At 61.9% G+C, this 22749-nt stretch carries 15 protein-coding genes; 10 read left to right on the top strand and 5 right to left on the bottom strand.

The window, feature by feature from the left end; all coding sequences use genetic code 11:
* Positions 1-332: 332 nt before the first annotated feature.
* Positions 333-1100, bottom strand: coding sequence for a hypothetical protein (locus PLL20_16510; protein HPD31596.1), 768 nt, complete (start codon positions 1098-1100; stop codon positions 333-335).
* Positions 1101-1518: 418 nt separating this feature from the next.
* Here PLL20_16510 and PLL20_16505 point away from each other — a divergent pair, with 418 nt between their 5' ends.
* Both PLL20_16505 and PLL20_16500 read left to right on the top strand, forming a co-directional pair.
* Entirely contained in the window at positions 1519-2478 is a 960-nt protein-coding gene (locus PLL20_16505; protein ID HPD31595.1) for a hypothetical protein, read from the top strand.
* A 35-nt stretch (positions 2479-2513) separates the two neighbouring features.
* Positions 2514-3830, top strand: a complete 1317-nt coding sequence (locus PLL20_16500; protein ID HPD31594.1) for a DUF6259 domain-containing protein — start codon at positions 2514-2516, stop codon at positions 3828-3830.
* Positions 3831-3843: 13 nt separating this feature from the next.
* On the opposite strand, the gene PLL20_16495 is transcribed toward PLL20_16500, so the two are convergent.
* The gene (locus PLL20_16495) at positions 3844-5391 is read right to left on the bottom strand and encodes a S1 RNA-binding domain-containing protein (protein HPD31593.1); all 1548 of its coding nucleotides are present in this window, start codon (positions 5389-5391) and stop codon (positions 3844-3846) included.
* Between the two features lie 293 nt (positions 5392-5684).
* The gene (locus PLL20_16490; protein HPD31592.1) at positions 5685-7688 is read right to left on the bottom strand and encodes a hypothetical protein; all 2004 of its coding nucleotides are present in this window, start codon (positions 7686-7688) and stop codon (positions 5685-5687) included.
* Positions 7689-7939: 251 nt separating this feature from the next.
* On the opposite strand from PLL20_16490, the gene PLL20_16485 reads away from it, so the two are divergent.
* The 8 genes from PLL20_16485 (at position 7940) to PLL20_16450 (ending at position 21043) form a co-directional block, all read left to right on the top strand.
* A complete protein-coding gene (locus PLL20_16485; GenBank protein ID HPD31591.1) occupies positions 7940-9745 on the top strand; it encodes a hypothetical protein in 1806 nt (601 codons plus the stop codon).
* A gap of 51 nt (positions 9746-9796) precedes the next feature.
* Positions 9797-10552, top strand: coding sequence for a hypothetical protein (locus PLL20_16480; protein ID HPD31590.1), 756 nt, complete (start codon positions 9797-9799; stop codon positions 10550-10552).
* Positions 10553-10657: 105 nt separating this feature from the next.
* Entirely contained in the window at positions 10658-12061 is a 1404-nt protein-coding gene (locus tag PLL20_16475) for a HAMP domain-containing sensor histidine kinase (protein ID HPD31589.1), read from the top strand.
* Positions 12062-13462 carry a sigma-54 dependent transcriptional regulator gene (locus PLL20_16470; GenBank protein ID HPD31588.1) on the top strand — a complete coding sequence of 467 codons (1401 nt, stop codon included), beginning with the start codon at positions 12062-12064 and terminating at the stop codon, positions 13460-13462.
* Positions 13463-13861: 399 nt separating this feature from the next.
* Complete coding sequence (locus tag PLL20_16465) at positions 13862-16882, top strand: hypothetical protein (GenBank protein ID HPD31587.1); 3021 nt, start codon at positions 13862-13864, stop codon at positions 16880-16882.
* 146 nt (positions 16883-17028) lie between these two features.
* Positions 17029-19110: a DUF4038 domain-containing protein gene (locus tag PLL20_16460; GenBank protein ID HPD31586.1), complete on the top strand. Its 2082-nt coding sequence runs from the start codon at positions 17029-17031 to the stop codon at positions 19108-19110.
* 68 nt (positions 19111-19178) lie between these two features.
* On the top strand, positions 19179-19646 hold the full coding sequence (locus PLL20_16455) for a hypothetical protein (protein ID HPD31585.1): 468 nt from the start codon (positions 19179-19181) through the stop codon (positions 19644-19646).
* 68 nt (positions 19647-19714) lie between these two features.
* Positions 19715-21043: a Gfo/Idh/MocA family oxidoreductase gene (locus PLL20_16450; protein HPD31584.1), complete on the top strand. Its 1329-nt coding sequence runs from the start codon at positions 19715-19717 to the stop codon at positions 21041-21043.
* Between the two features lie 252 nt (positions 21044-21295).
* Here the strand turns inward: PLL20_16450 and PLL20_16445 are convergent, their stop codons facing one another.
* Complete coding sequence (locus PLL20_16445; GenBank protein ID HPD31583.1) at positions 21296-21859, bottom strand: PEP-CTERM sorting domain-containing protein; 564 nt, start codon at positions 21857-21859, stop codon at positions 21296-21298.
* Positions 21860-21875: 16 nt separating this feature from the next.
* On the bottom strand, positions 21876-22010 hold the full coding sequence (locus PLL20_16440; protein ID HPD31582.1) for a hypothetical protein: 135 nt from the start codon (positions 22008-22010) through the stop codon (positions 21876-21878).
* Positions 22011-22749 lie beyond the last annotated feature (739 nt).

Below are 22749 nucleotides of genomic sequence, written 5' to 3'. Positions count from 1 at the left end.
GATGATCGCCCGGATCAGCCGCGTGCGCAGTTCCTCCAGATGCTCTCCCAACGTCATCCGAACGTCGTCGGGATTCGGGTAATCCGGATTGGTTCTGCGCCACATGGCCATGTATCAGGCTCTGCTCTGCCGGCCGGGCAGCGGTTATCTGTTCGCGGGCGCCTCAGAAGCCGGAGACCAAACGGCATCCCCAATCTTCGAGATAACAACCACGCCAACGGTCGACGTCGCGGTGCGATTCTAGGGACGACCTTTAAGGTGGTCAAATGATGACTCGTTTGCCAGCCCGTTGCGGCGTCGGTCGAGCGGAAACATCCGGCGGCATGCCGTTCTCACGAGAGGCGCCCGGCAATTGCCAGAGCCAGCGGGTTGACTACCAACGGCACAACCCGCCGAACGGCCAGGTCGTCAGCCAGGTTCAGAAGCTCAGCATGGGCGCACGCAAGATCCTGGGCCTCGTTGAGCCCCCAATATCGCCGGACGGTCAGATAGACGCTGAGCATTTGGGGCTGGTATTCGCCAGTGCGGACTTCGAAGGACGTGGTACGGCTCTTGATTTCCAAAAACGCCTGTGCGTCGCAGCGCGCGGAAAGTGCGATACCGAAATACGGCTCGCACTCGATGGTGTGGGCGCTGTCCTCTCCCAGTATGAAAGCGGCCAGCGGATGGTCGGCAAACAGGGTTTCTGCCACAAGCTGGTCATGGTTGCCGCTGTACTCCATATCAAAACCATAAACCACCTCCATGTGGTCGACGTCCAGATCGCTGAGCGTCAAATGGCAGGGCGCCTGTTCAAGCAGGAAGGCCGAGAAGGCGCGATTGTCCTGTGTCGAAGGCGGCGAAAAGCACCCGAACCGGAGGGCCCCGGGCTCAAGTCGAATCCAGTGACGCGGCGCGGTCTGCTCGCCCTGTTCGTCACATTCCTCGAGGATCAGCGAGTCGTCCTCTCGGCGACGAAACCGATTCAACAAGGGATACTGCCGACGGATCCGCTCAAAAAAATGCAGGACCGTCTCGCGTCCGAGGTTCAGGTCCAGCTTGAAGAAAAGTCGGCTGCTTATGTAAAACTCGTCGCACTGGGCTCCGAGGCTTGTTTTCATTGTCGTCTCTCCATCAGACGGCCGCGCTCCCGGGCGCCCGGCCGGTCCGACTGGCTTACCAAGACCCGATTATCGCAATTCGGCCGATCAAGTACAAGGGGGCAAACCATGACGGCGAGCGCCAGGCCCATGACATTTTGGGCGGTTCATCCCGAACCCCGCCCGCGAGAAAGAACCAGGCTCCAGAGCGACCAGACCCCAAAGGTCATTCCCTTACGGTCGGCCGGTCGGCTCGGCGAGCTTCGGTTGCAGTTCTGAAAGAGACCCTGAAGAAACCGTGGTGTTTCCCCGCCAAATGCGGACCGACGCCCCGGTCGCGCCTTGCATTTCGGCTGGAATCCTGGAATCATATGCAGCCTGCGGGATTCTCGGCGGCGTTGGCAGGGTCGGTTGGTTCAGCGGTAACAAGGTGCGATTCATGACACCGATCAAATCCGGATCCACGCTCGATCAGCGGGTGCGCACCGGCATTTTTCTCCTGATGTGCGTGGGCATGGGCGTCTGGTTCGCCTACGACGGCTGGGTGGGATACCCGGCCAAGAACCTCGCCTGGTGGGCCGACCAGAAGCTGCCTCGACGCCCGGGAAACCTCTCTACGAACCCCCTCGCGACAAAAGCGAACCTCAGCCGGATCGACGTCGGGACCGCCCCGGAACAGATCCGGCAATTGCTTGGGGAGCCCGCGCTGGACATGCCGCGGACGCTGACCTACGCCGGCACGGAACTGACTGTCGAGGTTAGAATCGACGAGAACAGCAAGGTGCTCGACGTTCAACTGACGCCCGTGCAGCCGGGCAAGTCCCCCCAGAACCCTGGCGTTCTGGTCACTCGCCTCCGGGCGGAGATGGTCAAGGCGGGAATGACGGAGGACGCCGTCCGTTCGCTGCTCGGCGATCCCGCATCGGTCGGCGATCGTATGATGTGCTACATCGGGCCGGCCGCCTATGCGGAGTATCACATCGTCGACGGGAAGGTGGCCGCCAAGCCCCTTATTCTCGAAAACGAGCATCGTTCAGAAAACTCGATTCTCTGGCAGAAGGGAATCGCCGTCTGCGTGGGGGCGCTTGCCGTCTATGCCCTGCTGAAGTTCTGGGCTGCGATTCGTTTGCGCGTGCTGATAGATGACGAGGGTATGTCTTACAACGGCCGGCGCATTTCGTACCACTCGATGACCCGGCTGAAGACCGACCAGTACAAGGACAAGGCCTGGGTGGACCTGGAATACCGCGACGGCGCGGCGGTGCGCTTGCTGAGGTTGGATGCGCTGGTGATCCAGCGGTTCAACGAAATCATGCGCGTGATCTGTGATCGCAAGGGCTTCGTCCTGCCGAGTCGTTCATCCGGCGACGATCAGTCCGACGGCAGCGGTCTGTCATGAAGCCCTCTGGGCGGTTCTGTCGTCGATTCCCTCGCTTGAGTCCAAGCTCCCTGAGGAGTATTCTCGTCGTGGTGCCGGCCCTGGTCGGCCCCCTTTCAGCGGTCGGCTCTGAACCGCGCTACCCCTCCCGCTCCGATATTCCCGAATGGTGGCGCAACACCCGTGCCTTCTACTGTCCGTGGGAAAACTCCGGGGCCGGCGCCAGCCTCATGAAGTTCAAGGCCCACCGAGACGAGGGCTTCGAGTCGTTCAACGACCTCGATAAGGTGCTCGACGATGCTCGCCGGCTCGGGACGAACGTTCTGTACCTGGTCGGCTACTGGGAGCCGGATTACGAACACAAGGCGGAGTACCGGCCGAAACTCAAGTGGGGAGGAGACACCGCTTTTCGCCAAGGCATCGAGAAGGTGCATCGCCTTGACGGGCGGGTCATCGTCTATCTCGAAGCATTCATCATCTCACGCAACACCGACCTTGGTCGCACAAAAGGGCCGCAATGGGCTATGATGGATGAGACGGGCAGATACTATCCGTACGACGGGACCGGTGACCGGTTTTACCTGATGTACCCCGGTCCGGGATCGGGTTGGACGGACTACCTCGTCGAGGTCGCCGCCCGGCTCGCCCGTGATTTCCGAATCGATGGCGTTCACCTGGACAGCTACGGGCTTCAATGGGGATGGAAAAACCACAATCCGGCCCATCCGGAAGGCCGGGATCCCGAGTCATTCAACCGCGGAGCGGTGGAACTGGTCCGGCGGGTGCGTGATGAGATGCGCAAGCACGTTCCGGATGCGGTGGTGATTCTGGAAGGCGCCGAGCATACCGCCCTGTTGGATGTGTGCGACGGCGCGCAGATCGAAAGCCTGGCGGTGATCCATCGCAAGCCGTGGGCCGCCCAAGGGCGGTATCCGGTTTTCACCTCGTCTTTCTCGATCGAGGAAATGGGGCGTATCCTGGACGAAGGCCACAACCTGGCCATCTCACCCTGGTGGTTGATGGCCCGGCCCGCAAGACGCGACGAGAAGACCCTGTTGGCACAAACGGACAAAAGGTCGCGGTTTGACCAGATCGAAGCTCTTCATCGTTACCACAACATCTTGCTGGTCAATGGCCGACTCCCACAGCCGGTGGCTGATTTTGATGGATTATCGCAAGGGATTCTCGAACACCTCAACCGCAACGGCTGGACAAGCCGCTTCAGCCACCCTCCGCTCGTCGAAGCGGCTCAACGATATATCGCGGCCTACAACCGCGACGAGGGTCGGCTCACCCGGGTACCTGCCGATCTGATCAGGCAAATGCTGCTCGCTGCGTCCAGCCGCCCCGCAGCCGCCAGCCGGCCCGGGTAAGGCCTCCGGTCGCTCACCACTCGAAGTGCGACGATAAGCCCCCTCGCAGAGGCCGTTTGCGCGCCTTCTTCTTGTCGAGCTTGGCTGCCTCGGCGCTCTTGAGAGGTGTCTTCTGCTCCGGTTTCATCGAGAGCGAGATTCGCTGCCCGGATACATCCAGTCTGACAACGCGAACCTCGACCTCCTGACCTTCGCTTACCACGTCGCCGACCGCCTTGACCCGCTTCTCAGACAACTCGGAAATGTGAACGAGACCCTCGACGCCTGGGGCAATCTCGACAAAGGCCCCGAAGTCCAGAACCTTCACGACCTTGCCCTTGACCTTCGCGTTGACGGGGAATCTGGCCTCCACCGTGGCCCAGGGATTCTCCTGGGTCTGCTTGAGACTCACGGAGATGCGCTTCTTCTCCGGATCAACCTTGAGGACGACCACTTCGATCTCATCGCCGATCTTCACCACGTCTGACGGATGATTGACGTGCTTCGACCAGCTCAACTCGCCGATCGGCAACAGGGCATCGACTCCTTCCTCAAGCTCCAGGAATGCCCCGAAGTCGGCCATACGCGCGACCTTGGCTTTCAATCGCCGATCCTTGGGGTAGCGAGTCTCGATTCCGTCCCAGGGGTTCGGTTTGACTTGTTTGAGACCCAGCGAAACCTTGCCGGTTTCGTGGTTGATCTTGAGAATCCGTACGCGGATGGGCTGGCCGACCTGGAGCACTTCGCGAGGGTCGCGTACTCGCCCCCAGCTTATGTCCGTCATGTGGAGCAGGCCGTCGACCCCACCCAGATCTATGAACGCTCCGTACTCCGTCAGGTTGGTGACCGTTCCACTGCGGATATCACCCTCGATCAGGCTCCCGAGAGCCTGGCGACGCCTCTCGTGAGCCTCCTTCTCCAGGTATTTCTTTCGGCTGACGATCAGGTCACAGGTTGTTCGGTCGACTTGGGTCACGATGCAGCGAACATGCTCGCCGATCAGCAGCGAGATGTCTTTCATCCGGTGTGTGTCGACCTGGGAGGCCGGAAGAAATGCCCGGGCACCACCGATGTCGATGTCCAAGCCGCCCTTGTTCATGCCCGTGACCACGCCTTCAAGCTCGTCACCGGGCTGGACGGATTCCCAGAAGGTCAACTCGTCGGCGTGACGCTTGCTGAGGACGACTCGGCCGGTCTGCGGGTCTTCCCGCTCGATGATCACCGAGACCCCATCACCATCCTTCGGCAGCGGCTGGCCGGCAAATTCGATCAATGGCACCGTGCCCTGACGTCCATCCTCAAGCAGGATAAGGACTTCTTCGGTCGTGACACGGGCAACTCGCCCCTGGTGTGCCGTGAAAGGCGATACTTCCGGCTGGGCCGCGGATACCTCGGATGCGCCCGCGACAGCACCAGCCGCGAGATGCTCGTCTCCGCGAGCCTTGCCCGCCTCCGCCTCGGGGGAGAAGTCCCTGGCCGGCACTGTTTCGGCCGGAATAGCCTCGCCACTCTCTGATGCCTGGGTGGAGGACACCTCGGGCGGCATCTGCAGCTCCCGAGGGTCCATCAGGGGCTCACTCATGGGTGGTCTCTTCTCGCTCACCTAGATATCAATCCCGGGCAGCCCGACCAAGCCTGTGAGTTTCGATCAACTACCAGGAACATGAACGGAACTACCTGAGCCATCATCTTGTCCGACCACTGGGTGTTGGTCAACCCCTGCCGGTATCGGTGCTCTCGCCGGTGCGTCGTGACCTGGCACAACGGTTTGGTCCAAGTTGGGCACCGAAGGGTGTTTCAAGTTTCCGCATTGAAAAGAATAGGGCTTGACTGATGGTATTCAGAGCGGTCGGATCAGACACTTGTTGCCTATGCTCACCGCCGTTTTCGCTTACGTTCCTGTGATCGGCGTTTTCGGCGAAGGTCGCGGTCACGGCGGCCCCGCGAAGAGTGATGCGATTGACCCCCGCGCTGCATGAGGCCGGCTTGGGTCTTCAGCCATTGCAGGGCGCCCGGCGTGGCCGCAAAGGCTGATCGGAGCTCAGAAGCGCAGACAACAGCTTCTTCACGGCTGCCCAAACTGTAGGATTCCGGTATCCCGTCCGGATCCTCGTCGGCCAGCAGATAGCCGGCCACATAGGGATTCACCTTGACTGCCTTCCTAAGTTCCATACGAGCGGACGAGCAGTCACCGCCCAGCCGATATGCCAGCAAGGCCCGGGTGTACGTCCAGTTGGCGGTCGGTTCGTCTTGGCTGTTCTTCATGAATCGAGCAGCTTCGGCGTCCAGACCCATCTTCATCAGCAGCGGCAGGTAGAGATACCGCACCCCCTGGTTGTCGCGGGGGTTCAGCCGCAGCAGCTCGCGGTAATGATCGAGCGCCTCCTCGTTTCGGCTCAACCGTTCCAGGCAGCCGGCCAAGCCCAGACGTGCCCGCATGTACGGCCGCGTGTCTGTGTGGCCCCAGAAATGGCCCGCGTCGTTTTCGAATCGCTCCGGTCCCAGCGCACGCTCGCCGGCAGCCAGACCTTGCGCGTACAATTCAGCAGCCTTGTTGACATCGCCCGTTCGTTCGGCCAGCAACACATAGGCGTCGGCACAGTCGGGGCAGGTCTCCAGCGCCTGGCGGGCCAGTTGAAGCCGGCGCCGCCCGATACTGTCAAAGGCCTGGTAACACAGATCCTGGGCTTTCTCCAGGGCGTTGCGAGGGGGAAACTGGCTGGGATCCATGGGTTTGCCGACAAACTCGCGCGAGATGGCCGCGTTGACCTCGTCGACATTCTCGAAGTGCTTGTTGGCTAGGAATCTGTCCATCTGGGCGTACATCTGCTCTAGCGCCCGGCGATCTGGCGTGAAGCCCCGGTCCATCAGCTCCTTGTGGCTTGGCGGCTTGAGCAGGTCGGGCAGCGACAGGGTGAACTCGGCCGGGCCGGCGGCGGTCTCCACTGTCAGGGTCCATCGGCCGGAATCGATTTGCGCCTCAGTGCTCCCTGCCAGTGCCCGCAGCAGACCTTCCAGGAAGGCTAGGACGGAGGCATTCGGGCGGATAACCTCGCCGCTCGGGTCATGGCACAGGGCACAGGGGTAGGCGGAATCGCCGGCTACCGGCAGATTGTGATCCTCCCAGAGATCCGCGTCACCCAATGGGAGTCTGGTGATGCCATCAAAGGTGAGGCACCATGCGCCGCGCTTCCGGGCGGCAAACCATTCACCTGGATCGTCGACACGATGCATCGCCCAAAGCTCTTCTGGTTTCGAGAAGAAACCCAGCCCGAAGGTGCGGCCGGAAGCTCCCAGCACTGCTGCGACCTGCATTCCAGGGGGCGGCTTGGGTGATTCAATGCGGATCAGGTCTTCGTCAGTCAGATGGTTCCAGGGGGCTGCCTCGTAGAAGGCCTTGGCTGCGTCGGCGAAGGCACGCATCTTCTCCAGGGTCACGCCTTGGCCGGAAAGGGCATCCGGCGGCGAAGGTCCACCCGTCATCGCCCCGCCCAGCGCATCCACAACCCGATCGAATACCGGCAGATGGTCTGTGCACTCAACCTCAATCCCGACCTCGGCGAGCAGTTCTTGCAGGTACTCAGCCAATGCCTTGTCGCGAACTTGCACCCTGCCGGGCCGATAGCCGCCAAGACAGGGGTCATCGGCAAACCTCACGAGAGCGTCCACTGCCCGCGAGAAATCGACCTCCTCTGGCCGCAGGAGAATCGGCTGACCGACCTTGTCAGCTTTGACCGCAACCCATATGGCGGCCCACGGGTGGTACGGTTTTGGGCCTTCTCCCGTAACCCATGAGTGCATGCGAATCAGGCCGCCTTGCCAGACCTCGTCCAAACGCTGCGGGACCAGTCTGAGTTGTTCGATTGGATCGTTGTCCATGGTAAAATCTTCCCACAGAAACGGGGTCGGGTCAACACGGACGCGGGAGGCCAACCTTTCGCTGCAGAGGCGGCCAACCTCACCCCTGCGCGGCTTGGCCGCGTTGAGACTTTGCCGGGCCGCCTCTGAGTCGCGAACGCCGACTCCTATTCGCATACATCTTGGCGGAAAAGGTTTGGGGTCTCAACTGCTCCCGCGTATAATAGAGGCCGACAAGACGCATATCCATCTGGCGGCAGCAGGGACCGCACATGAGGCAGGGTAAAGACCAGTCTGGCGCCGCCGCCGGCGGCGGTCTGCGAAGCCCGCGCGGCAGGAATGCTCAACCGTTGGCGGCAAAGGACAACCCGCGCGAGACCCAGAGCAGGCATTTCCTGCAAGCCTGCAATTACCCAAGAGCGCATTACCAAGCCCCGGGAACATACGCAAGACGATCGGGGCGATTCCAAATCATCGCCTCGTGGGCGGCTGTTTACCTGGGCATTCTGGCCGGCGGCGCGGCCGACGAACCCGTCGGCTTGATTGAGGATCGGGTGGGAGACGCGGTGGTGCGTCGGATGGATATGGGTGCGGACGGGCCGGTTGATCCTGATCACCATCGTCAACCCGACATCATCGCCGTGCGCATCTCCTGCTGGCAGCCTGACGTGCCTCATGAGGATCTCTTCACGGGCGCAGTCACGACATCGGGCGATTTCTTCCGCCTCGACATTATCTTCGATGGCCTGGTCAACCCGCCCGGCCCGACCGGCTGTTGCGGTTTCCCATTCGCGCCCTTCCAGTACGGCAATCATCCGGTGTTCGGCTACATTGAAATCGACATGGACGCCTCCAGAAACAAGAATACCGGAGGTGAGCTAGATCTGCCGGAATGGATGTACCTGGGCAACGCAGCGCGGTTCGGCGGTTTGCCGGTTGATTCCATCCTCGCGAGCCGTTGCGCTCGGGACGCCTCGGCCTTTGACTCCAACATCATGACCCCCCCGTTGGTCGATCGAAGCGGAGAGGATTTCCACATCGCGCTGCACGGCTGGGAGATCACCAGCGTCCAGGGACGGGTGTCGGCGGATCTCGTGTTCGGCCCGGGAGATGTGTGGCTGGTCAGTGGTCGGCTGTTTCCCCGGGCTCGCGGCTACGAACGCTTCAGCTTCGCTGACACCGGCGGCCATCCGGGCAGGTACAACCCCATCGTGCATCTGCGCTTTGCGCACAGCACAAGCGAGGACCGGACCACGGTCTCCCTGGTATATCCGCTCAATAACCGAGGCTCGGCCGCGCAGATGAACGCCGGCGTGGTTGAGCCTCTGGATGGTGATGCCGCCAACCAGAACAGCGTTCTGGAAGCACTTGATGACCTGGTGTTCAGTGCCGCCAACGCCCCACCCATCTGGCGGGATGACCCGGCATTTGCTCTCATCGCTCCATGGGCGTTGCTCGAACCGGTGCCCGAGAGCAATAGCGCGGCTCGATTCCTTGACCCGCTTCGATGGAGAATAACGGTCCTCGTCGGTGGCAGCTACACGGTCCCCAGCAACGACGTCCAATTCGTCTGGAGCGACGTCCTCCCCGACGTACGCCCCGACGATTTCAACGGAGATGGCCGGATCGACTGGCGAGATCGATGGCTTCTGGAACGTTTCATCCTGGAGCACGACGGCGCAGCCGAAAAGGACAAAGACGGGCGGATCAATTGTGTCGTCAGTCTCACGGATTTCGGGACGAACTTCAGCGTTTTCGATGTGAACTATGACGGCCGGGTGGACGTTGCCGACCTCCTCGCACCGCCCCAGTTCGGCCGAGTGCCGGGTGATCTCGATGGCGACGCGGACGTGGACCAGACGGATTTCGGCATGCTCCAGGCGTGCCTGGGAACGTCAGTCTCAGCGCCGTGCCTGGACGCCGACATGGATCTTGACCATGACGTTGACAGTGACGATGGGGCCGCGCAGGAGGCGTGCGCCAGCGGGCCGGGAATTCGGGCTGATCCGGGCTGCTGGCCGCCTGCAATCCTGTCGTGTCCGGCAACCGGATTGACTGCGGTTGGGCGGTCGGAGTAGGGATGCTATAAGGGAAAGAAACCAGTGAACGGCGCGCGAGATCCAACCAGGATGAGAAGAAGGGCCCTCACCCTGATGGAACTTGTTGTGGTTGCATCCATCACCCTCGTGCTGGCGAGTATCGTGCTCGTGTCGTTGGCCCAGGTACGTTCCACGACCAGAGGCTTCATCTGCAAAAACAACCTCAAAACGGTGGCGTTCGAGTTCGCTCAGTTTGCCGACGGCACGACGTCCCCAAACCGCGGTGAGAGCAACCGGTTCGGGCGACGCGGGTTCCGGATCGAGGATTTTCAGGAGAAACTCTATCACATCGATGAGTTCTGGAAGGGACCGAAGACAGGCGAGACTGAATACCTGGCGTCGGACGGACCTCTGATCTGCCCGACGGTCCAGGGAAAGCTGCGCCGCATGTACGGCCTGGCCTGTTCCGAGTATGCGGTTGGCCCGTCCAGGAACGTGAGCATCGGATTCAACATGCGGCTCGACCGGGCAAGCAGGCAGATTCTGTCGCGATGGGTGCTGGAGCCGGTGCTGCTGACGGATCGCATTTTGCAGCATATCTCGGTACCGATCGCCTTTGACGTGGACGGGTCCCTGGCCGATGACCTTGGTACGCCGCCCTATTATTCCGCGCCGCCGGCGGGCGATCCCGGCAAGTACGGCAGCGGCCGGTACTGGTTTCCCGGGACGCGCCACAATCAGAAGATGAACGCGGTTTTCGTGGGCGGCCACGTCCTCTCGTCCGGCAGGCCGGAGAACGAGCCCGGCTGGAATTGGCGGTACCAGCCTCCACCGAGCGGTTATTGAGTAAGACTCTGGATCAACGGCTGCTTTGCGGGCCGCTACCAGGTCATCGTGTGGGTACGAAAGACGCGCGCAAAAGGCGCATGGCTCTCACGGTCAGGTATTGTCGTGCAACTCCGTTGGAAGTTTGGCTGCCTTGTCCTGATCTATCTTCTGTCGCTGACGGCCAATCTCGTCATGTCCAGTTGGTGCATCGTGGTGTACTTCGATTCGGCCTTCCGCCGGTACGAAACCGGCTTGGACAGTGAACAGAGCATCCAACGTGTCCGCGCCCTGCTGCGGCAACATCGGGAAACCGCCCAAGATAATGGGCGGGGCGTGGACTTTGCCGCGGAAGGGCAGACCATCCAGCGTGAGTTGGCGGCGACGATCTCGAGACTGCGTGCGGCAGACGACTTGCCCTCACTGGCCGCGATCGCAGCAGTACTGGAGGAGTCAAGCGCGGGTCGCCCGTCTTCGGTAAGCGGGCCGGCCGGTCGGTCAGACCTCGACGTGGAGCAACTGGACCAACTGCTGGGACGGGCGGCCATGGAATTGGAGGGCCGGAGACAGCAGAGCGTGCTCAAAGCGGCGGCAACACAATGGCGGGTGATGCAGATCATTCTGATTAACGCGGTGTGCGGAGTCCTGCTCTGCCTGGTCGGCCTGATCTTCGTCCGGCGATGGGTGATCCGGCCGGTGGCCGCTCTCCGGACGGCAGCCCGGCACCTGGCCGTCGGAGATTTCAGTCATCGTATCGAAGTCAGATCTCGAGACGAGCTGGGTCTGCTGGCCTGCGAGGTGAACCAGATGGCTTCGAGAATTGCGGAGATGCAAGCCAAGCTCGTCGAGCAGGAGCGGCTGGCCGGGGCCGCCGAGATGGTCGAGCGTCTGGCCCACAACATCCGCAACCCCCTGGCCGGCATCCGCGGTCTAGCCGAGGCGACGAGCGCTCGTCACGTCGACGACGCCGAGACCGTGGAGTGCCAGCGCCGGATCACGGATACCGTGGACCGGTTTGAGAAGTGGCTTCGCGACCTGCAGGCGTCGGTATCGCCGATGACGCTGCACCCTCAACCCGCGGACGTCGGCGAACTGATCAGGCAGGCAATTACGGTGCTCCAGCCCATGCTCCAACGGAGAGAGGTTGCGATCCAGGTTGACGTCCCGACCACAATGCCGCCCGTGCATGTAGACAGCATGCATTTCGAACAGGCGCTGGTGGCCCTGCTGACGAACGCCGTGCAGGCCTCCCGGCCGGGTCAGACGGTGCGGGTAAAGGCCGGCCCCTGCCCCCACCGCCGCAATAGCTGGCAGCTGGTCGTGCAGGACGACGGAGAAGGAATATCCTCCGAGGTTCGTGACAAGATCTTTGCCCCGTATTTCACCACTAAGCGGGGAGGCACGGGAATCGGCCTGACCATTGCCGGCCGCGTCGCCAAGGCCCACGGGGGCGAGATCGTGGTCGACTCGACGCCCGGGCATGGCAGCCGCTTCGTGGTCATTTTACCGGATCAGACAGCGGAGGCTTGAATGGCGGACATCCTGATCGTCGATGACGAGGAAAACCTGTGCTATTCGGTGCAGCTTGCTCTCCATCGCGCCGGACATCAATGCCGCGTCTCCGACACGATGGCCGGCGCGCTGCGCTTGTGCGAAGATCGCCAGCCCGACCTTGTCCTGGTGGACGTCCAGCTTCCCGACGGCAACGGGCTGGATCTGATTCACCGGTTGCGGGAGCGCGAAGTCGATGCGCCCGTGGTAGTCATCACGGCGTTTGGGACCGTGTCCACGGCCGTTCAGGCGATGAAGCACGGGGCTGTAGATTTCCTCCAGAAACCGTTGTCCATGGAAGAACTATGCCTCGTCGTGGATCGCTGCCTTGAGAATCGGGCGATCCGCACCCAGCTCGATGCCTATCGCGAGACCGAGAAACGCCGCTTCGGCGAATTCCGTATCGTCGGGGAATGCCCACAAATGAAACAGGTGCTGGCGACGGCGAAGAAAATCGCACGGCTGCCTGGAGAGCCCGGAAGAGGCCTGTCGACCATCCTGATTCTGGGCGAGACCGGCACGGGCAAGGAACTCGTCGCCCGTTACATTCATCTGCACAGCTTGCGGCCTGAACAGCCGTTCGTGCATCTCAACTGCACCGCGATTCCCGAAAAGCTTGCCGAGTCGGAGCTTTTCGGCCACGAGCGCGGCGCCTACACCGACGCCAAAGGCGCGAAGAAAGGTCTTCTCGAAGTCGCTGACAAAGGAACACTCTTTCTGGATGAGGTCGGCCACATGCCGCTGTCCAGCCAAGCCAAGCTGCTCGTGGCCATTGAAACCGGCCGATTCCGGCGACTGGGAGGTCTCAACGAGCGGGTCGTCGATGCCCGTATCATCGCGGCCACCAACACCGATCTGGAAAGCCGGGCCCGGGCCGGTGAGTTCCGACTGGATCTCTTCTACCGGCTCAACGTCTTTTGCATCAGGTTACCGCCTCTGCGAGAACGAGGCGACGACGTGCTTGTTCTGGCCGACTATTTCCTGGAGCGCTTCTCCCGCAAGTTCCACAAGGATCCGATCCGCTTGTCCGGCGAGACCCGGGAAATACTTAAACGCGCTCACTGGCCGGGGAACGTGCGCGAGCTGGCCAACGTCCTTCAGCAGGCCGTGCTGCTCAACGAGTCGGGGATCATCGAGCCCTCGGCCCTCAACACGCGTGTGAGTGACGAGATCTCCCCAAGTGCTTCGAGAGAGTTGTGCTTCGACTTCAAGCGGGACGACTGCACGCTCGCATCGGTCGAGAAGAGATTGTTGCAGGCGGCCATCGCCCATACGAACGGCAATATCTCCGAGGCAGCCCGCCTGCTGGGCCTGACCCGAGGGGGCCTACGCTACCGCCTCGAGAAGCTCGGCCTCGAACCGGGTCCGTCGGCAGGGTAACACCCGACCGCGGTGAGCAATCTAATCCGTGCTGCGGGCGATGCGCCACACCTCGGCCGGACGCCGCTTCGCCTGCTGGCTCGCTTCCGGCTGAATGCTCGGCCAGTTGGCTGAGGACAGCCACCGCAGGTACCCTGCCCCGGAAAACGGGCCGGCTCGCGCAAAGTGTTATCGGTCATCGGCTTATATCGTTCATCGGGCAATTCTTCAGGCAGCGGTACGTAATCTGCTGTCGGTGTTCCCAAGAACGGGCGGCGCAGGGCCCCTGCATTGGCGAGCCGGTACCGTTTTGTCGGCTGAACAACTACAGGCCGCCCCGAGGAAATCCGGGCCCCGAGACCGGTATCTGTGGTTCTGCGAAGTGTGGGCAACCTCATCCACTGGAAGCGGAGGTCAACGATGAAGCGAGATACGATAGCATGGGCGCTGGGTCTGGCGATCCTTATCGACTTGTGTCTCTTGCCGGTGTTGTCCGCGGCACAGAGCTGCGAGGACCACGGGACGCGGGCAAGCAACACGGATCCGGTTTCCTCTGCGCAGATTCACAAGCACCGGGAAGGCGTGATCGTGCCCTTGGGACCGACGGGAAGCGCCACGCCGTTAACCTCGATCAACGTCACGGCCGAGGCAACCTTCTTCAGTTGCATGGTCCGCAATTTCATCGTGAACGTCCGGGCGGAGTTCGTTCTCGGGCCTCCCGATAACGAGTCAAACAACGCCTTCGCGGTGGCCTTCCCGATCACGACGCATGCGCTGTACGGCGATCACAACCGCTTCCGTGACATCACCGTCACCGTCGACGGCACGCCGGTATCGGCTCGGGCGGCGATGGACTACCGTCTCTGGAAGCTCGTGCAGAACGAGGTCTGGTACCAGGGACGGCTGGTCAACCACGCCATCCACCCCCTGCTCGCCGATGCGAAGGATTTGAACATCGTGGCTCCGCACTTGGTCGCCCGCGGGTACGACCTGGTCATCTATTGGCACGTTCCGGCGGCATCGATCAGCAACACCAGCCGCATGGTGGTCACGTACACGAGTAACACCGACGATTTCTCCAGTTGCTGCCACGAAGTTCGTGACCCAGCCTTGAGTTCGGATCCCCACCACTTCTACTTCGACCTGAGCAACGCCAGATACTGGCGGGGCCCGAAATCGTGCACGGTGATCTTGAAGGACTCGGCGACCGCATTGTGGTCTTCGGTGCCCGTGACCAACATGGATACGACGTTCACCGAGGATTCGATCATCCTTACCCGCGATCCCGCGGGCCCAGACGCGGAACTCGAAGACCTTGCCGTACCTGCCCAGCCTGCGGTATTCGGCTCGTTTCCGCGGCGATGGCCGATGCCCCCGCCGCCTGTCCAGACGTTCACTCTCTCCTGGCGAGGGGGAACCAGCGGCTTCATTGATCGTGCTGTCGTTGATCGGATCGAACCGGTGGGCGGCATCAGGGTGAACGCCAAGCTGCCTATGACTTTGAGCAAGGAACATCCCTCTGAGACGTTTCTGGCGTCCTTCATGCCGCCGATCGCGGATCTGGCGTACATCGACGTATTCGGCTGCGGCTACTCGGGTCTGTACGCCAATGGCCTCTATTCGGCGTGGCTGCGCATCCCAATGAAGGGCAAATGCATCACCGGTCACGATCTGGCGGTCAAGAACCTCAGGGTCATTCCGCCCGGCAGTTCCTCCGAAGGCTGGGCCGTCCGCGCGACGGTGGCCAACGTCGGGGTGTTCACCGAGCCTCTCCTGGTAACGGTTCTGGTGAACAACCGTTTCGTCAAGACGGAGGGTTTCCGTAGTCTACTGCCGGGCGACGTCGTTGACTTGACGATCGGCGTGGACTGGGCGTGGGAACTGCCCGCCGAGGTGGAAGTTGAAGTGGAGCCCGCACCCGGCGAGGTGAACCGCATGAACAACGCAGCGGCGACGTGTTTTCCGGCGCCTCCTCTGCCCCGGCACGCCAATTTCGTCCTCCAGCCCGATGAGAGCAACGTTCTGCTCCGGCTCGATTCGGGCCTGACCGTTCGATCGAAGCTGCTGGGAGCGATCAAGCTGTACCTTGGGGATCCCAGCGTGCCTGTACCGTTCATACCCGGTGTGATCGGCCTGTCGGTGGACGGCGCCGACCTGATCGCGCCGTTCTTCTCGCCGACGTCATCGACCGGCGACGTGCCCGTGCCGCTGTATATGTTCCAGTCGCCAAAGGTACGTTCGACCGGCCACTGGAACACGATTACGGGAGAAATCCGGTTCGAAATGTACCTCGTGACGCCACACGGCCCGGCGCCGGCTCAACAACCCACGATCTGCTCGGGAAGGCTGGTCAATACCGGGCTGAGTGTCACCGGTCTGAGCTCCGAACCGACGGCCATCCCCAAGATGATCCTGGACATCTATGCCTACGAGGGGCCTTGGCCGCCGCAGCCGGACGTCTGGTTCTCCACCGAGGTGGGATTCCATGCCGGCCGTCTGGACCCCAACCTGGATAACACCATCCGGTACATCAGCGCGGGCGATCTGCTGAGCCGGCGGGGGCACGTCGTCCGAACAAACCGGGAGCTCACTCAGCATCTCGGAATCATGCCGGCCGTTCCGGACCTCGGGTTGGATGCGGTTGTCGTCGGGCCTCGGCGCGAAATCTGGTTCTCCTTCGAGGAGCAACTGAGCCCCATCTGGAGCGAGACACTTGCCGTCTGGCTGAAACACGGCGACCTGCTTTCCGATCGTGGCTACGTCGTGGCCACCAACGAGCAACTCGTTCGAAGGTTCGGGCCCATGCCGGTATCAGGCGACTTTGGGCTCGATGCGGCCGTCCGAACGCCGACTCGGGACCTGCTGTTCTCCACGGAAACGGACTTCTTCTCCGAGACCCTCGGCGCGAGGGTCGGGCACGGCGACGTTCTGTCCAGCCGAGGGCGGATCGTACGCACCAATCGGCAGTTGTTGGCCAGTTTCAATCCGGTTGGCCCGGTGGTCCGCGATCTTGGTCTCGATGCCCTTGTGCTCCGGCCATTCGGGGAAATGTGGTTCTCCACTGAGGAGGGGTTCATCGACGCCAACCTCGGCCCGATCTCCGACGGAGATCTGCTCTCGTCAGCGGGATACGTGGTGGCCAGGAACCTGGACCTGCTCAAGGAGTTTGGCCCGATTGAAGACCTGGCCAACTTCGGCCTGGACGCCGCCGGCGCGATCGTGCCCTGGAGTACTTCCGATTTCGACCAGGATGGCGACGTTGATGAGTCGGACCTGGATAACTTGACCCGGGCCGCCAGCGGACCCGGCATCCCCAGCCCGAATCCCGAGGCCGGCGACTTCGATGGAGACGGCGACGTCGATCAGGTCGACTTCGGAATCTGGCAACGATGCTACTCGGGCCCCGACCGTCTTTCCGACCCGGAGTGCGGCGCCGACTGATCGGGAAGTCAAGCACAGTCACAGCAGCCGGTGAAGTCTGGACATCCGGTCCTGTTCGTGTCCCTGCGCAGGCGCGGGGCTTTCAATTCCGTCCGGCGGTCGCCCCTGTACCTTTGCTTTCCTGATGCCGCTTGTACAATGCGGTCATGCTGACCCACGTCTCCTCACTCATGTTGGCGTGCTGGACCGTCGGATCCCCCTCTGTCATCTCCATTGAGGCTCCGCAGACCATTGGGCAATACGAGGTGGCCGAGTTCGTCATCCGCAACGACGAACCTGTCAGCGCGAATCCTTTCACCGAGATTGATGTGACCGGCACGTTCGGGTGTCCGGGCGGCAGACACGTGGTTCGGGGCTTTGCCGACAGCCAGGACGGCAGTGTCCTGCGATTACGATTCTGTCCCGATCAAGCGCCGACTCTATACGACTACACCATCAACGTCGCCTGGCCGGGCGGTGGTCGCCGGTTCACAGGCCGGCTGCAATGCGAGCCTTCAAACCGACCGGGACCGGTGGTCGTTGACCCTCAGCATCCTCGTCACTTCATTCGCGCCGGTTCTCGCGAACCGTTTTACCATTCGGGCTACACCGCCTATCATTTGCTCGACCCCAGCCATACCGACGGACAGATTGACGAGTTGATCAAGTACTGCGCGGACGAAGGCTTCAACAAGATTCGTTTCCTCCTGGTCGGTTATCCGCGAGACACAGGCCGTCAACCGGCTCAGACGCAAGGCGAATACGGCGTGCCCGACCCGTTCAGGGCGCCAAACTATGGTGCGCCCCCAGGTTCGGTCAACGCCCTGCCGGCATGGCTCGGCGAGCCCCATCGCTACGATTTCGCCCGCTTTCATGTCGCCTATTGGCAACGTGTCGATCGTGCGATCAGGAACATGCGCGAGGCGGGCATCCTGGCAACGTGCGTCGTGACGATCGAAAAGCAGGGTCTGCCGCGCGAGTACGGAGCATTGACGGAAGCAGAGTATCGGTTGTACCGCTATGCGGTCGCTCGCCTGGCGGCTTTCGACAACGTGTGGTGGGACCTCGGCAACGAGCACAACGAGTATCGCGACCCGCACTGGGCCGAGACCATGGGCCGCTTTGTCAAGCAGGAAGACCCATACGACCGGCTCGTTTCTGCTCACGCCTACGCCGATTTCCCTTATGCCGAATCGAGTTGGGCCGACTTCATCATCACCCAGCAATACGGTGACGAGCGCGAGGTTCACGACTGGGTCCTCAAATACGCAAACGCGGCGAAACCCTACATCAATGAGGAGTATGGCTACGAGGGCCAAGGCGTCCGCAGCCAGAAAGGCAAACCCGATGCCCCCGGCCACGGCCAGAGCCACGGTTGGGTCCGACGCTGTGCGTGGTCCATCGCCATGGCCGGCGGCTACTCGACATACGGCGATTGGAGCCGAGGAATAAGTTGGTTCTACATGGGTCGGCCGGGACCGGGCCTGGCCGCGCGCCAACTCAAACACCTTCGCCGTTTTTTTGAGGGTCTGCCCTTCAACCGCATGACTGTCCACGACGAGCTGACGACACAGGGATTCTGTCTGGCGCTGCCCTCGCAGCACTATGTGTTCTACCTGCCTCGCGGCGGCGAAATAACCATAGATCTGTCCGCGGTTCGGGACATGCGGCTGACTTCGCGATGGTTCGACCCACGTACGGGACAATGGCGGGAAGGCCCCGCCTTGCAGGGCGGCCGGTCTAAGCTGATCGCACCAGACAGTGATGATTGGGTCCTGCTCGTCCAGAGGGAGATCCCTGCGAGCACTGCGGTATCTGCGGCCGTCAGTCCGACCTGGGTGTCCGGAAACCGGTACCGCATTCCTCTTTCAGTCGACCCGCGAGGCGTCGTCCGGTCCTGCTCGCCGGCTTGCGCCGACATCGACTTTTCCCAGGCACTGCGAGATCTGCAGGCCGGCGGCTCGCTCGACGAGGAAAGCATTGAAATCGTCGGTTACGACACCTCGGGCCTGCCGGCGACGTATGACCCGTCCGCAAGCGGCAGCGAACGATTCCTGCTGCCGTGGCGACTCGAGCAGGATTACGGTATCAGTCGGACGACGCTGCGTTTTGTGATGCCTTCTCATGAGTGCATCCAATACGAGGTGTACTTCGACACGAAGGATGCCCGACAGGGAACCGTCCGCAGTTTCCCGGCGTCGAGGGCGACGGCGACTGGTTCTGCCTGGGGTACGGAGCCCGCGAGATAGCCGCCGGCAAAACGGACGCTTTCTGTGACCTCGACAACGACGGCGACCCGGACCTGTTCAAGGCAACCGTGGAACCGTTCATTTACTGTTACGAGAACGTCGGCGACAATCGCTATGTCGATCGCGGCCGGATGACATCCGACGGCAAGCTATTCATCCTGCCGCACGACCGTAGCAACCGGAGTTGGGCCGTGCTGGCGTTCGATGACTGGGACAGCGACGATCTGAACGACTTCATCGCCTGCGAATTTGAAAACATCGTGTGGCTCAATCGAAACGTCGGTCCGGGCGGACCGGGAAAGCCGCCGGTCTTCGCGACGACGCAGGGAATCGCGATCCTGAAACCGTGGACGGTGCAGATGACTTCAGGAGCCCAGGCGACGGATTGGAATGGAGACGGCGATCTCGATATCGTGACCGGCCAGGGACACGGGGGCACGGGTCTGCGGTTCTTCGAGCGTGACTACCTTAATGACACTTTGAGAGGAACACATCCCCGGGTGACCGTTGGCAGCGCGGAATGGAGAAGCGGTTGAAGGCCGCCGATCTCAAACCGCACACTCGTTGTACAGGTCATGCAGGACCAGGACCATGGAGGACTGCGATGCAGCGGAGAAACGAAATGAAGCGGCGGACGTTCCTTGCGCGAGCGGGCCGGGCGGGTCTGGGAGCCGCCACAGCACACTGGATGGCAACGGCCGTCAACGCCCAATCACGGCCGGCCGGGGCCAACGAGCGAATCCGTCTCGCCTTCGTGGGCACCCGTGGCCAGGGGCGATTCAATCTCGGACTGTTTCTCAAGGAGCCCGACGTTGAGGTTCCCGTGGTATGCGACGTGGACCTCGTCGAGGCCGAGAAGGCCCGCGAGCTGACCGAAGATAAGGCTGAGGTGGTGCAGGATTATCGACGATTGCTCGAGCGCAAGGACATCGACGCTTTCGTCGTCTGCACCCCGGACCACTGGCATGCCATTATCACCATCGAGGCCTGCCAAGCCGGCAAGGATGTCTACATCGAAAAGCCCATGACCCTGTGCGTGGCCGAGGGCCGACGAATGATCGAAGCGGTCCGCAAGCACAACCGCGTCGTCCAGGTCGGCACTCAGCAACGCAGCGGAGAACACTATGCCGAGGCCGCCCGACTCGTCCAGAGCGGCGGCTTGGGTAAGGTTTTCCATGTGTTCACCTGGTACGTGAACAATCGTTGGCCCGGCGTCGGCCCCCCTCCCCGAGAGCAGCCGCCTGCTACGCTCAACTGGGACATGTGGCTGGGGCCACGCCCGCTCGTACCGTACGATCGCTCCCGTTGCTCTGGCTCGCACCGCTTTTACTGGGACTATGCTGGCGGCCAGATGACCGACATCGGAACTCATCACATGGAAACCATTCACTGGTTCATGAACGCCAGAGCCCCCCTTTCTGCCGTCGCCATCGGCCAGAAGTCCATGAAGAACGAACCCTTCGACACGCCGGACACGTTGAACGCTTTGTGGGAGTATCCCGGCTGGACCCTCGAGTTCGCCATCCGCGAAGCCAACGCTTACACCAGGGAGGGCAGTATGTACGGGATCCTGTTTCACGGGAGCGAGGCCACCCTCTACATCGACCGGGCGGGCTTTGAACTGACGCCGGAGAAAGGAAAAAAACCGGTCCAGGTGGTGGGCACGCCGCGCAAGCAAAACTACCTGCCCGAAGCCCTGAGTGCCCGCCACATTCGCAACTTCCTCGACTGCATGCGGACCCGACAAAAGCCCAACACCGACGTCGAAGCCGGCCACCAGGCGACCACGGTCACGCACCTGGGCAACATCGCGTACCGCACCGGCCGAAAGATCCGCTGGGACGCTGACAGGGAACAGATTATCGACGATCCCGAGGCCAACGAGCTGCTGACGAGAACCTACCGGCCGCCCTATTTGCTGCCGAAGGTTTAGAGCCCCGCGATGCAGGCCGGACGGGCGGAAATGAGCAATGGCGAATGTGGAATCGTGAAACGCGCGCCTTGCCCCGGCGCTCGCGGATCCTTGATCGCCATATCAGATCGAGACCCGGGCAACGGCGCGCACGCCCCTCCTTCCCTCTATTCGCGGTCGACAAGGACAACAGCGGCCGCGACGGCCCGATCCGTCGAAGACCTTATCGCTGCTGAATTTCAGCAGGCCAATTCAGACCGGTCGGTCGGACGTTCATGCTCGACGACGCAGCGAGATCAATCCGCCCAGACCCAGCAGAACCAGCGTCGTTGGTTCTGGCGTGAGGGACATATCATCAACCCAACAGGCGACGCCGGACATGTCGGAGCGGTCCCACCGATTGATCCGGACCACGTCGACGGCCTGGGAATCCTGGCCTCCATCCAGGTCACCCCATTGCAGGGTGCCCAGCGAGACTCCATTGAAGAAGAACTCGCTGTACCCGTCGTTTCCCGTCCCCGGCATGATCTTGACTTCGCAAAGGTCCCACCCGCCCGTCAAGGCGACGGGGTTGAGCACACGGCCGGTGCCTCTGATACGCGGTCTGATACCAGTAGCCCCGCCGTACCATCTGCCCATTGAGTTGTCGCTCGCTCCGCCTTGGATCTCGAGGCTCCATGCGCTGCCCGCTGCCGTACTCTCCAGACTTCCCTTGACATACATCCGATGCCAGATCTCGCCGGTGTAGCTTTCACCGACGTGACTGGACCAAATGCTGCCCGGACCCGCGGTGATCTGCACTGAGTTCGGCGACGAATGCCATACGTCGTTGGTCACCTCAATCACCCCGGCGTTACCGCTTCCCCACCAATTCCCGCCGCTGACGTCGGACAAGCCCCCCCGGCACGTAGCTGTCAAACGTCTCGATCCACGCCATGGCCGGCGAGGCCGCCACCACCAGCAACGCGCACATTCCCAATGCTTTCATCGGATCCTCCTTCCTGTTCTGCATTCGCACGAACACAATGAACACGCGTTTCCGCGCACGACGGGCCCAACGCCCGTGTGCGTCTGCGGCCTCATACTGTTTCAGCACAACCCGGTTGACACCTCACGGCGGCCGGCGCGCTAACCTCGGGATAGATAGCAGGTAGCTCGGACACACACGGATGAACCGCTGCTACTACGATGTGAAACGGGGACGCTCTCTCTGCCCCTCGGTTAATCCCCTGCTGCGTGGTCTTCCGTTCCCGACCATGGCCCGCCGGATCCCGCCGATGGTTCTGAGTATAGATGGCGTGTGGGGGAATTATGAAGAAAAAAGTACATAATTGCGACGGTGTTTTTGAATCGCCAAGTCCGGTGCCAAACCGCCCGAAACGGATCGGATAAGGGCAATTCGTGGCTGGCCGAGGACCCGGAGGCGGTGGTTCACTCGGAGGCAATACCATATCGAGAGCATCGCGAGAAGATCGCTCGAAGCGAGCCGTGGAAGATGTAAATGTCGCCCACACGTACCGTTGGTCTCTTCCGTCGCGACTGGTGCGCATTTTGCGCGCATGTTTCTGGATCGCCGGGTGCCATGCCCACGGCTTTGCCGGGTGCCATGCCCACCGCTTTGCCGGGTGCCATGCCCACGGCTTTGCGTGGGCATGCGGAGGTAGGACCGCTCGCCCCGGAATCCTTTCCGGGCCGCACTCTCGTCCGCTCGGCCCGGAATCCTTTCC

Source organism: Phycisphaerae bacterium (assembly GCA_035384605.1).
Lineage (GTDB): Bacteria > Planctomycetota > Phycisphaerae > UBA1845 > PWPN01 > JAUCQB01.
The sequence above is the reverse complement of the archived record's forward strand: the minus strand, read 5'-3'. Positions and strand labels throughout refer to the sequence as shown.

Excerpts from the sequence above, each read along its gene's own strand:
- PLL20_16510 (HPD31596.1), bottom strand. The coding sequence starts at position 1,100 with ATGAAAACAAGCCTCGGAGCCCAGTGCGACGAGTTTTACATAAGCAGC.
- PLL20_16505 (HPD31595.1), top strand. The coding sequence starts at position 1,519 with ATGACACCGATCAAATCCGGATCCACGCTCGATCAGCGGGTGCGCACC.
- PLL20_16495 (HPD31593.1), bottom strand. The coding sequence starts at position 5,391 with ATGAGTGAGCCCCTGATGGACCCTCGGGAGCTGCAGATGCCGCCCGAG.
- PLL20_16490 (HPD31592.1), bottom strand. The coding sequence starts at position 7,688 with ATGGACAACGATCCAATCGAACAACTCAGACTGGTCCCGCAGCGTTTG.
- PLL20_16485 (HPD31591.1), top strand. The coding sequence starts at position 7,940 with ATGAGGCAGGGTAAAGACCAGTCTGGCGCCGCCGCCGGCGGCGGTCTG.
- PLL20_16480 (HPD31590.1), top strand. The coding sequence starts at position 9,797 with ATGAGAAGAAGGGCCCTCACCCTGATGGAACTTGTTGTGGTTGCATCC.
- PLL20_16470 (HPD31588.1), top strand. The coding sequence starts at position 12,062 with ATGGCGGACATCCTGATCGTCGATGACGAGGAAAACCTGTGCTATTCG.
- PLL20_16465 (HPD31587.1), top strand. The coding sequence starts at position 13,862 with ATGAAGCGAGATACGATAGCATGGGCGCTGGGTCTGGCGATCCTTATC.
- PLL20_16460 (HPD31586.1), top strand. The coding sequence starts at position 17,029 with ATGCTGACCCACGTCTCCTCACTCATGTTGGCGTGCTGGACCGTCGGA.
- PLL20_16450 (HPD31584.1), top strand. The coding sequence starts at position 19,715 with ATGCAGCGGAGAAACGAAATGAAGCGGCGGACGTTCCTTGCGCGAGCG.
- PLL20_16440 (HPD31582.1), bottom strand. The coding sequence starts at position 22,010 with ATGAAAGCATTGGGAATGTGCGCGTTGCTGGTGGTGGCGGCCTCGCCG.